We start from the raw sequence: 11,687 nt of genomic DNA on the forward strand, positions 1-11,687 counted from the left end.
AAATAATGTCCTTTGATGTTGATGAAGAGATCCTGCAGGACTTTCTGATTGAAGCCGGTGAAATTTTAGAGCTTCTTCAGGAACAACTCGTTGCGTTAGAAAATAACCCTGATGATACTGATCTATTAAATGCGATTTTCAGAGGGTTCCATACCGTTAAAGGTGGTGCAGGCTTTTTAGGTTTATCGCCTATGGTTGATGTCTGCCACGAAGCAGAAAATACTTTCGACCTTTTACGTACGGGCAAACGCAGCGTTACCGCCAATCTAATGGATGTGATTTTACAAGCAGTAGACTCCATCAACTCAATGTTTGCTGAAACGCAAGCGGGTCAGCCGCAATCTCCGGCTGAACCGACATTATTGGCTCAATTAAAAACCTTAAGCGCAGGTGAATTGTTAGCATCTGAGCTGGCACAAGCCTCTGCCGCTGAGCCTATCGCAGCTGAAGTACCGCCTGAAACCGCTGCTGTTGCAGCAGCGCCTATAGCTGAAGAAACGCCTATTGAAGCGGCCGCTGAAACCTCAGCTGGCAGTATAGATGATATTGATGAAGCTGAATTTGAAGCACTGTTAGACGCGCTTCACGGCACCGGCAATGGCCCCGGAGCGAGTGCAACTTCTGAGTCAATCAGTGCTGCAAACTCGTCATCTGATGATATCACTGATGATGAATTTGAATCCTTACTCGATGAGTTACATGGCTCGGGTCAATTTAAAACACCAGCAACAGCTTCAACTTCAACTTCATCTTCAGCAAGCGTTGAGCCAACAACCAACGATGTAGACTCTGACGAAATAACAGATGATGAGTTTGAACGTTTGCTTGATGAACTTCATGGTTCAGGTGCAGGTCCCGGCAGTGCTAACCAAGGCGGCTCAGTTACTGCTATCTCGAGCACCAATACCCCGCAGACCGATAACCCTGCCACAGTTGTGCAGGCGATAACTACCTCACAGCAAGCAGAGCCACAAGAAACGGTTCAGCCAGCGCCTGTTGCTGCAGCGCAACCTCAATCTCAACCTGTAGCAAAAGCAGTGCCTAAACCGGCAAGCAGTAATATGCCTCAGGCTGAGACGACGGTACGTGTTGATACTTCAAGGCTTGATCAAATCATGAATATGGTTGGTGAGCTGGTGTTGGTACGTAACCGCTTATTAAGCTTAGGTGTTGCGCGTGAAGATGAAGAGATGTCAAAGGCGCTTGCCAATCTTGATCTCGTCACCGCCGATCTGCAAGGCGCGGTAATGAAAACTCGCATGCAACCAATTAAAAAGGTATTTGGTCGTTTCCCTCGCGTTGTGCGTGACTTGGCCCGTACGCTTAATAAAGAGATCGATTTAGTGATGGTTGGTGAAGACACTGACCTAGATAAAAACTTAGTTGAAGCGTTAGCCGATCCGTTAGTGCATTTGGTGAGAAACTCGGTGGATCACGGCATTGAAATGCCTGATATTCGTGAAGCTAATGGTAAACAGCGTACAGGTACAATTACCTTATCTGCCAGCCAAGAAGGCGATCATATCCTGCTAAAAATTGAGGATGATGGCGCTGGTATGGATCCTGAAAAACTAAAATCAATCGCGATAAGTCGCGGCGTTTTAGATGAAGATTCAGCGGCGCGCATGACAGATGAAGAAGCCTACAACCTCATTTTCGCCCCAGGTTTCTCAACTAAAGTTGAGATCTCAGATATTTCTGGCCGCGGTGTCGGTATGGACGTGGTTAAGACACGCATTACCCAACTCAACGGTTCGGTTTATATCGATTCTCAACAGGGTAAGGGCACCCGATTAGAGATTAAAGTGCCGTTAACTTTGGCGATTATGCCAACGTTAATGGTTGAAGTTGCAGAGCAAGTGTTTGCGTTGCCGCTTTCAAGTGTGAATGAAATATTCCATTTAGATTTGACCAAAACAAACGTTGTTGACGGTCAACTTACCGTGATTGTGCGGGATAAAGCGGTGCCGTTGTTTTATCTAGAGCAATGGTTATCACGTAAATCAGGCTTTAACCATGGCGACAAGCAGCATGGTCATGTGGTTATTGTGCAGTTAGGCACAATGCAAATTGGTTTTGTTGTCGATTCACTTATAGGCCAAGAAGAAGTCGTGATTAAACCACTCGGTACGCTGTTACATGGTACGCCAGGTATGGCAGGGGCAACGATTACTTCTGATGGTGGTATAGCGCTTATTCTTGATGTGCCGGGCTTACTTAAGTATTACGCACGCAATAAGAGCTAATAGGATGTTACAGGAATAACAAAGTAAGGGCTTTGTTATTCCTTTTTAAATACAGCATTGAGCAGTCCTGAAGTGCGGTATAGGAATATGAATGGCCATAAAAGTTTTAGTCGTTGATGATTCAAGTTTTTTCCGACGACGAGTCAGTGAAATAGTCAATCAAGACGCTGAGTTAGAAGTAATAGGCACCGCAAGTAACGGTGCTGAAGCAGTTAAAATGGCTGCTGAGCTAAATCCACAAGTGATCACCATGGATATTGAGATGCCGGTTATGGATGGCATCACTGCGGTCAAGCAGATCATGGCGAGTAAACCAATTCCCATTCTAATGTTTTCCTCGCTAACCCATGACGGTGCTAAAGCAACGTTAGAGGCGTTAGAAGCAGGTGCATTAGATTTTTTACCTAAACGCTTTGAAGATATCGCTAGCAACAAAGATGAAGCCATTAGTTTGTTGCAGCAACGCATTAAAACTTTAGGTCGCCGACGTTTGTTTAGGCCGATTAGCCGTACAACAACGGCAATTGATAAAGCAACGACAAGTCAAGAGCTTAGACCGTCAAGGGTCAGTAGCACTGCACTGCGTCAACCCGCGGCCTTAGCGACTCAACATAGTGCTGAGAAATCACCTCGGGCTAGCAGCGTAACTCGAGCCAGCGGTAAAAAATATAAAGCGTTAGTGATAGGAACCTCAACGGGTGGTCCTGTGGCACTGCAAAAAGTGCTTACCCAGTTTCCTGCAAACTATCCGCACCCAATTTTGTTGATCCAGCATATGCCCGCTGCATTTACACCGACCTTTGCGACTCGACTGAACAGTCTATGCAAGATAGAGGTTAAAGAGGCGGTAAGTGGTGATGTGCTAAAACCGGGTTGTGCCTATCTTGCGCCGGGTGGGATGCAGATGATGTTAGAGCGCGGTGGTGCGTATGGTCGTATTAAGGTGATAGCTGGCAAACCTGATATGAACTATAAGCCAAGTGTCGACATTACCTTTGCATCAACTTCTAAAGTTATCGGTGGCGATGTGTTAGCGGTAGTACTTACCGGCATGGGCGCTGATGGACGTGAAGGTGCACGAATGCTCAAGTCTGTTGGTGCAACGATTTGGGCTCAAGATGAGGCAAGTTGCGTGGTTTACGGTATGCCACAAGCGGTTACCACATCAGGTATTGCGACCAAGTCTATTGCGCTAGAGCAAATGGCTGAAGCGATCCTAAAAGAGACGGCTAATGGCTAAGCCTGTGTTTGAGCCGATTAAAGGCGGTCAACACAAGCAGGAAAAATTAACTAATTTGCAATGTGGCGCCAGCAATACTCAATTGCTGTTAGCAATATTCTTGCTCAGCGTTACGACTTTTAGTTTTGGCGCTTTGTATTTTGACAGCCAACATAAGGTTAAAGTGCTAACGGCAGAAGTTAACGAGTTAACCAAGTCGCAAGTTTTGCTTATGGTGCCAGATGAACAAGCGGCTGTAATGGCAAACTGGATGGCGAATAACCCTGAGTTTGTCCAAGGATTCGTTGATAAAGCCAGAAAGGGCGAAGCAACGGTATTGCCGATAGGCCCAGGTGCCGCAAGAGAGGTGGTTGACAGTAAAACGCTTAATCAACAAAAAGCTCAACATGCAGCCCAACCTAGCTCGCCAGTGGCAAGAGAAGGTTATTCCAATGGATATGAGCAAGCCATAGATAAATTTGCAGAGTCAGAGCCTGATGAGCTCAAGCCAAGTACAGCAAGTAAAGTGATTACATCGCAAATTGCAGTAAATGATGCAGTTAACCAGCATCCAGCTCAAGCCGTGACAGTGCTTGAGTCCGATGATGGGGTAAAGGTAATTCGTCTACCCCATGGTGGCGTTAGAGTGACGACTCGCGAGCCGGATTAGTCAGTGTTTATCGAGAGCTTATAACAAGCAATCTTTTAGTAACCTTATCCATAAAAAGCATAGAGGATCACCAGTTGAAGATCTGGACGATAGCAAACCAAAAAGGCGGGGTGGGGAAGACAACAACTGTTGCCAGTCTAGCTGGTGCGTTTGTTAAACGTGGCCAAAGGGTGCTAATGGTTGATACCGATCCTCATGCATCACTCGGGTACTACTTAGGGATTGATAGCGAGCAGCTGCCAGGGTCTTTGTATAACCTGTTTTTAGATAATAAAAATCTTAATGCCGATACTGTGCAGATGCATATCGTGCCAACTAATGTTGAAAACCTTGATTTAATGCCAGCCACTATGGCTTTAGCAACATTAGATCGCAGTCTTGGCCATCAAGAAGGCATGGGCTTAATTTTAAAAAAAGCCCTGCAGCTGGTTGCTGATAGATATGATGTGGTCTTGATCGATTGTCCGCCAGTACTTGGGGTGTTAATGGTTAATGCGCTTGCGGCTAGCGAACATATTATTGTGCCAGTACAAACTGAATTTCTAGCATTAAAGGGCTTAGATCGCATGGTGAAAACTATGCTGCTAATGGGACGTTCTAAGCGGATCCAATACAGCTACACCATAGTGCCAACCATGTACGATAAACGTACCCGAGCCGCAACCGCTGCCTTATTACAACTTAGTCAAGACTATAGTGATGAACTATGGCAAGACGTTATTCCAGTGGATACAAAATTTAGAGATGCTAGCTTGAGCCATTTACCCGCATCCCATTACGCGCCAAGTAGTCGCGGGGTAAAAGCGTATGAACGCTTATTAAATTATTTAGTCAATAAAGGTACAACCCATGTCAAGATTGGTTGATGAGGCGGTATCTGACTATTTCACTCTGCTGCTAACTGAGCCTGAGCCACAAAAGATGGCTCAGAGCGAGGCAGAGTTAAAGCCGTTCATGCCGCCAGCAGAGCCAAGTGTTAACAGGCGTTCACTTGAACAGTTATTTGCCGACTCCAAGGCTATGGCAACCGATGAGGTCGAGGAGTGCAATTTAACTGTTGCGCAAACACCATTAACAACACCAGAGGAAGCACCGTCAGAAACTGCGCCTGAACAGCACATACAAGCTGAGATTACTGCTGAGTTACCGCAAGATGTTGCTGCAACTGTAGATGCTAGCTCAGTTGAGCAAAATATTGACGCTGAAAACTCGACTCAAGATCTGGCCGCCAAACAGCCTTCAAGCAACGAGCTGGTTTCGACACAAGCCTTGCTCGACAGTTTAGATGAAGAGTTTCAAGTGCTGTTTTTTAAAGTGGCAGGCTTAACGTTAGCGGTGCCATTAATTAGCCTTGGTGGCATAGTAAACCTACAAGCGTTAACGCCGTTAATTGGGCGTCCAGCATGGTACAAAGGAGTGCAACAACATCGTGGCTCTCAGCTTAACGTGGTTGATACCGGCGCTTGGGTTATGCCCGAAAAGTATACTCAAGAACTGGCACAACAAGTTAATTATCAATATGTGGTTGCACTGCAAGACAGTAACTGGGGATTAAGCTGTGAAACCCTAGTCGATACCATCAGTATCAAAAAATCGGCGATTAACTGGCGTAGTCAAGCGGGTAAACGACCATGGTTGGCTGGTGTGGTTAAAGAGCAAATGTGCGGCATTTTAAACGTTGCTGCTTTAGTACAAATGCTGCAAGCGGGTCTTGGTCATCAAGATAATATTGCTTAAACGCGCAAATAAGCTTTAAAGGTGTGATTTGCGCTATAAAGACTAGAGATAACTGGTCGATATAACAAAATGAGCAAGCAAGAGTATTGGATCTCGGCATAGAGCGAGATATGCTTAAGCTTAAAAAACAATAGCTAGTAAGACTAGCGCGTTAAATGGATAGCTACTGAGCTATTGATTGAGGGATTTATGACAAGTTCAAATAGTGTGGCCGTTGCGGCAGGTAATGATGATGCGGTTTTACAATGGGTAACATTTAAGCTTGATAATGAAACCTACGGTATTAACGTTATGCAGGTACAAGAAGTATTACGTTATACCGAAATTGCTCCTGTTCCGGGCGCTCCTCATTATGTACTAGGTATTATTAACCTGCGTGGTAATGTTGTTACGGTTATCGATACCCGCTCACGTTTTGGCTTAGCTTCAGCAGACGTAAATGACTCAACCCGTATTGTGATTATCGAAGCTGAAAAGCAAGTAATTGGTATTTTGGTTGATAGTGTTGCAGAAGTGGTTTATTTACGCCGCTCTGAAATCGATAACGCGCCAAATGTGGGCACAGAAGAAAGTGCTAAATTTATCCAGGGTGTTAGCAACCGTGAAGATGAGCTACTCATTTTAGTGGACTTAGATAAGCTACTTTCTGATGAAGAGTGGATGGAACTCACTCAAATCTAAGCCGGTAGCTAACCGCTAGCGCACATATTGAGAATATGTTTACAGTGTTAGGCGCTTTTAGTTGAGCCTAACACTGAGTTTTGCTGTAATTAAGTTGATTAGAAGACCTATTAATGACTGTTGAAGAGATGTTGATCGCTGCTGCGCTTTGTTTAACCGTACTTGCTTTTGCGTTAATTATTTACTTGCATAAGCAAACTGTTAAGCTGCGCTTAAAGGTTGAGGCATTAACAGTTTTGGTTAAAGAAAGTGATAAACAACGCGATGCGGTAAAACGCGAGTTACAAGAGCTAAGAAGTGGCACTATAGGTGTTGGACGACGTATGCTCGAGCTTGAAAAAAAGCTAGCGCAACAAGATGCAAAACTTGAAGAAAGCAGCCAACAAGATCCACAGGCAAGACTGTATTCAAGAGCGATGAAAATGGTTGCTTTAGGTGCGGGAGTTGAAGAGCTTATTCAAGAGTGTGAGCTACCAAAGGCGGAAGCAGAGTTGTTGATCCGCTTACACGGAAAAAACTAACTTAACGTCACTACAGCTTGCTAATCGGGGCAAGCTTGCGCACATGATTAAACTGCAAACCCCTAAACCTGCTGCATAATTTTATTATGCATATTGTCCCATTTTTCGGGAAACTTACCTTCCAACACATATACAAATGCAATGAGTTCGGCAATTAAGCCGTAGAGTTCGTTTGGGATCGCTTCTCCCACTTCTAAATGCTGTAAGAAATTGGCCAAATGCTCATCTTGATGAATGTGAACACCAGCTTGCTTCGCTAGGGCGATGATCTCTTCAGCGAGCGCATCTTCACCTTTGGCCACGACAATCGGATCATCTCCGGCCTTATAGCTTAATGCTGCAGCTTGTTTATTTTTTGTCTTTGATGTCATGTTATACCTTGGTTTTCACTAAGTAATGTTGCCCGGGCAAAATCGATGCGGCAATGGCAGCGGTTTTACTTTCGAGCTTCACATTTTCAAAACCTAGCTCAATGAGTTTGTACCTGAGTGAAGCGCTTAATAGTTTTATTTTATTGGTTGTCGCCGCATCATCTGAGCTAAAGCTAAGTGCGAGTGCTGGTTTTTGATTTGCTGTTTGCTGTATTTGCCCGTTAATGAGTAAAGCCGCTGCAGACAAATTGAATTTAAGTTGCAACTGCCACACACTGCTATTATCGCTGGCTTTGGTATCCTGTTTACTGATCTGCCCCTCAAGGTGTTCTTGATAGTGGTTAATCGAGTAGGGAATAACAAAATAGAAGTTAGTTGTTTGCTCAGAGAAATCAGACGCCTGTTGATATAGCGAAATGTTGCGCAAAATATCGGCAAAAGCATCCACTTGTACCGCGGTTTGCAGCAGTTTCAGTAGCGGTTCGGGTAAAGCAAGTTTGTCTTGAAGTGCTGTAAGCTGTTTGCTTAACGCGGGCGAGATATTAGCTTTATTATTTACTGCAATTAGCAACTGAGTGATAAGGCTGATTGTTGTGATATGGCTTTGGCTAGCAGTTTGTTGCCATTGAGAAGGAGCAAAAGCGAGCTTACCCATTTCAATCAGGGTTTGCTTGAGTTTTTGTGGCTGAGCAAGCTCAGTTATCGCATCGCTTCTAATTGATGGTAGCAACTTAGTTAATTCAGCGGCTAAGTCACTATGTGATGGCGTCGGGGCGCGACAAGTAACAGGCAGGCCGCCGGCTTTAATTAAAGCATTGTTGAGTGACTGATGAGTGATTGCTGGCGCCATAGTGCTGTTTGAGTCGCTATTGAGCACCTTTCTATTATTGCTTTGATTATTGCTATCAGTTTGAGTTGTTTGCTCAGGGGCAGAGTAAGCTGATTGATGTGCAAGTGTTACTGCTGCTAGTTGTGAAAACAGGTTTTTATAGCTTGCAGCCATATTAAGTGAGCTGCTTGTGGGGATGGTTTCATCAGCGACATCACAAGCATCTTCAACTTGCGAATGCGACTCTTGGGTAAGTTGAACAGTTTGTTCAATCTCTATCTGACTAAGGGACAGCTGCAACTGGCCATCTTTTAATACAATCGCTGCTGTATAGCGTCCGTCAATAATCGTGCTGGGCAGTGAAATGCTTGAACCTGCATCAAAAGCCAGTATATTGTTTTTAACCCGCGCTTTTCCTAATGAGTAACCCTCTTTACGGGCGGCAAGTTGTTCAAGTCTTTTGATTTGATCTAGGCTTGAGCCCAGCATGTGTAACAGTGCCGTAGGTAAGGGGAGTTGATAGGTTTGCCCAAGTCCAATTAGGCTAGCTATTCTTGTTGCCGCTTGAGTTTGCACTATATTTAATATTAACCTTTGCGCACTTTGTAGTTGCTGCAGTGTGCTGAGAGGTAAACGATTAAGTAGGTACTGTTGCTGCGAGAAGCAGAGCTTTGCGCCTTGTTGGTTAACTTGCAACGACACAGGTAACAACAATTGGCTGAATTTACCAGTAGTATCGGCTAGTTGTGAACTAGCAGAAGAAATAACTGTAGAAGTTTGAACATTTTGCATATTCAGCCCGTATTGAAAACGGCTCATAAGTCATTGGTGAATAGTTAATCGGTTTTAGCAAACTTGGTTAGCGTGGCAAAAGATCAGACGAAAATTTAGATATGTTTGTTCACAAATTTCTATTTGATCTTACTGAGTTACTCAGTATCCTTAGCCATCTTTACCGTAAATTCACAGACTTTAGCCTTTAAAGTGATGCAGTTTCATTGAATAACACTGTCGATTATATCGGCAGAGGCATGAAAGACTTTAGCGAAAGCTGTTTTTTGTCGGTAAAGTCTACGAGTCGTGATTGATATTGCGGCTTAAGTGTGAGCCTGACAACAGGTTGCGATGGCGCACTTTGTTGGCAAAGCCTCAATTTGTATTTATAACAGTTTTATATCCCGTTCTGGTTCTACGTATAGATTTTGGGTAACCGGAAACATTTCAAAGAGACAATTATGAAGTTTAAATGGATTGTGCTTTCTCTGGCTATTTATGGAATGCCCGCAGCGGCGGATACAGAGCAGAAGACCTCTTCTGATAGTACGACTTCTGCTGTAACCGAACAAAGTGAGCCACAGGTGACGGTGACCTACAACGACCCCCGAGATCCAATCGAGGGCTTTAACCGCACTATGTGGGATTTCAATTACCTTTTTCTTGACCGTTATTTTTACCGTCCGGTAGCTCACGGCTATAACGATTATGTACCAAGTCCAGTTAAAACTGGGATAAACAATTTTGTACTTAATTTAGAAGAGCCCTCTACACTGGTAAATAATACATTGCAGGGTAAATGGGGTTGGGCTGCAAACGCTGGTGGTCGCTTTACGGTTAATAGCACGTTAGGTTTGCTTGGCGTGATTGATGTGGCCGAAATGATGGGCATGAGCCGTAAACAAGATGCGTTTAATGAAGTATTAGGTTACTACGGTGTACCCAACGGTCCATACTTTATGGCGCCATTTATTGGACCCTATGTTACCCGAGAACTCGCAACAGATTGGGTTGATGATCTATACTTCCCTTTATCTGAGCTGACATTTTGGCAGACAGCATTAAAATGGGGTCTGAAAAACTTGCATAATAGGGCATCGGCAATTGATCAGGAGAGATTAGTTGATAATGCTTTAGATCCATACACCTTTGTGAAAGACGCGTACTTTCAGCATATGGATTACAAGGTATATGATGGTGATATCCCACAGAGTGACGACGATGACGAATTACTCGATGAGTATATGCAGGAATTAGAATAGCATTTATCCAGCGGCAAATAATAACAACTGCTCCGCTGCAGCGTTAACTAAACAAGGACGTGTGTTTTCGCTATTGTCATTAAAGGGCAATTATGGCGCTAACCAACCTAACTGTATTGTTTGTGGAGGACGATCCTGTTTTCCGCAAACTTATCGCGTCCTATTTAGATAGTCGTGGAGCCAATGTTATTGAGGCTGACAACGGCGAGCTGGGACTGGAACTATTTCAAGAGCTTAATTTCGATATTGTCATTGCCGACCTGAGTATGCCCAAACTGGGCGGCTTAGATATGTTGAAGGCGATGAATAAATCAAAGCCTGATATCCCAGTGATTATTGTCTCAGGCAATCAAGCAATGACCAATGTTGTTGAAACGCTAAGGCATGGCGCCAGCGATTATCTTGTAAAGCCTATCAGTGATCTTTACCTCATTGAAAACGCGATACATGAGTGCCTAAATCACTCACTTGAAGACTCATTAAACATTGATGAACATGAGTCATTATCCTATCTAGAACTCAATGATAATCTGGCTCTGCTAGAGCAAAGTAGTGAAGCAGCAAAGAGTATCCAGCAACAGCTGTTCCCGCCGAGTTGTATTGAATACCCGCAAGTGATGATTGACTATAGTCTGTTTAATTCAGATGAAGTGAGTGCCCACTTTATTGATACTGCGATGTTAGATGAGCGACATGTGATGATGTACATGGCACATTTCTCACCGCATGATAACCGCGCCGCGTTCGCATCGGTTTTACTAAAGAGCTTTATTAACCATAAATTGAAGTTGTACCGTAATGGCGTATCAACAGTAATTACCGAACCTTTTGAAATGCTGGTGTATTTAAATGACCGCATGGGTAACTCAGGCTTAGGCTTACATGTTGATTTAACTTATGTTGTGGTTGAGTTAGAGCATTATCAAGCAGCCATAGCGCAAGCAGGCAGTGAGTTTAGATGTTATTTAAAGAATGCTGAGGGGTTAGCGCCAATCGCACTGCAGGAAACCTTACAAATAGGTATGGCGCAATGGACTAGGCCGAGCGTACATTTTAGAACCTTAGTGTATGGCGATAAGTTGTGTATATCGACTCAGGTTAACGCTCACAAACAGCTGTTATTGGCTGACGAGTTCCATGGGCTTGTCTATCGACCAGAGATTAACCCCGGCGGGTTTATCCAACTGTCTTTGAAATAGCACGGCTATTTCACCTGCTTTATAAACTCAAATACCCCACAAACAAAAAATGCTTCGTATTTCTACGAAGCATTTTTATTTTACTAGAACCTAGAACCTAGAACCTAGAACCTAGAACCTAGAACCTAGAACCTAGAACCTAGAACCTAGAACCTAGAACCTAGAACCTAGAACCTAG

11 protein-coding genes are annotated in these 11,687 nt (G+C 44.0%); 9 read left to right on the forward strand and 2 right to left on the reverse strand.

Annotated features, from left to right (window positions below; all coding sequences use genetic code 11):
- Positions 1-5 precede the first annotated feature (5 nt).
- The 7 genes from L884_RS0117460 to L884_RS0117490 all read left to right on the forward strand — a co-directional run bounded on the left by L884_RS0117460 (position 6) and on the right by L884_RS0117490 (position 7,074).
- Entirely contained in the window at positions 6-2,246 is a 2,241-nt protein-coding gene (locus L884_RS0117460; protein WP_028768705.1) for a chemotaxis protein CheA, read from the forward strand.
- A 91-nt stretch (positions 2,247-2,337) separates the two neighbouring features.
- On the forward strand, positions 2,338-3,486 hold the full coding sequence (locus tag L884_RS0117465; protein WP_028768706.1) for a protein-glutamate methylesterase/protein-glutamine glutaminase: 1,149 nt from the start codon (positions 2,338-2,340) through the stop codon (positions 3,484-3,486).
- Positions 3,479-4,135: a hypothetical protein gene (locus L884_RS0117470; RefSeq protein WP_028768707.1), complete on the forward strand. Its 657-nt coding sequence runs from the start codon at positions 3,479-3,481 to the stop codon at positions 4,133-4,135. Before L884_RS0117465 ends, L884_RS0117470 begins: the two co-directional genes overlap by 8 nt.
- A gap of 74 nt (positions 4,136-4,209) precedes the next feature.
- Positions 4,210-5,001, forward strand: a complete 792-nt coding sequence (locus L884_RS0117475) for a ParA family protein (RefSeq protein WP_028768708.1) — start codon at positions 4,210-4,212, stop codon at positions 4,999-5,001.
- Positions 4,985-5,872, forward strand: a complete 888-nt coding sequence (locus tag L884_RS0117480) for a chemotaxis protein CheW (protein WP_028768709.1) — start codon at positions 4,985-4,987, stop codon at positions 5,870-5,872. Before L884_RS0117475 ends, L884_RS0117480 begins: the two co-directional genes overlap by 17 nt.
- 189 nt (positions 5,873-6,061) lie before the next feature.
- A complete protein-coding gene (locus L884_RS0117485; RefSeq protein ID WP_028768710.1) occupies positions 6,062-6,553 on the forward strand; it encodes a chemotaxis protein CheW in 492 nt (163 codons plus the stop codon).
- A gap of 113 nt (positions 6,554-6,666) precedes the next feature.
- On the forward strand, positions 6,667-7,074 hold the full coding sequence (locus tag L884_RS0117490; protein WP_028768711.1) for a DUF2802 domain-containing protein: 408 nt from the start codon (positions 6,667-6,669) through the stop codon (positions 7,072-7,074).
- Positions 7,075-7,136: 62 nt separating this feature from the next.
- Here L884_RS0117490 and L884_RS0117495 read toward each other — a convergent pair whose 3' ends face one another.
- Together L884_RS0117495 and L884_RS0117500 are read right to left on the reverse strand one after the other, a co-directional pair.
- Positions 7,137-7,445 carry an EscU/YscU/HrcU family type III secretion system export apparatus switch protein gene (locus L884_RS0117495; protein WP_028768712.1) on the reverse strand — a complete coding sequence of 103 codons (309 nt, stop codon included), beginning with the start codon at positions 7,443-7,445 and terminating at the stop codon, positions 7,137-7,139.
- Between the two features lies 1 nt (position 7,446).
- Entirely contained in the window at positions 7,447-9,066 is a 1,620-nt protein-coding gene (locus tag L884_RS0117500) for a hypothetical protein (protein ID WP_028768713.1), read from the reverse strand.
- Positions 9,067-9,509: 443 nt separating this feature from the next.
- Between L884_RS0117500 and L884_RS0117505 the strand changes: the two genes are divergently transcribed.
- Both L884_RS0117505 and L884_RS0117510 read left to right on the forward strand, forming a co-directional pair.
- Complete coding sequence (locus L884_RS0117505) at positions 9,510-10,310, forward strand: MlaA family lipoprotein (RefSeq protein WP_028768714.1); 801 nt, start codon at positions 9,510-9,512, stop codon at positions 10,308-10,310.
- A 92-nt stretch (positions 10,311-10,402) separates the two neighbouring features.
- On the forward strand, positions 10,403-11,509 hold the full coding sequence (locus tag L884_RS0117510) for a response regulator (protein ID WP_028768715.1): 1,107 nt from the start codon (positions 10,403-10,405) through the stop codon (positions 11,507-11,509).
- Positions 11,510-11,687 lie beyond the last annotated feature (178 nt).

Source organism: Shewanella fidelis ATCC BAA-318, assembly GCF_000518605.1.
GTDB lineage: Bacteria > Pseudomonadota > Gammaproteobacteria > Enterobacterales > Shewanellaceae > Shewanella > Shewanella fidelis.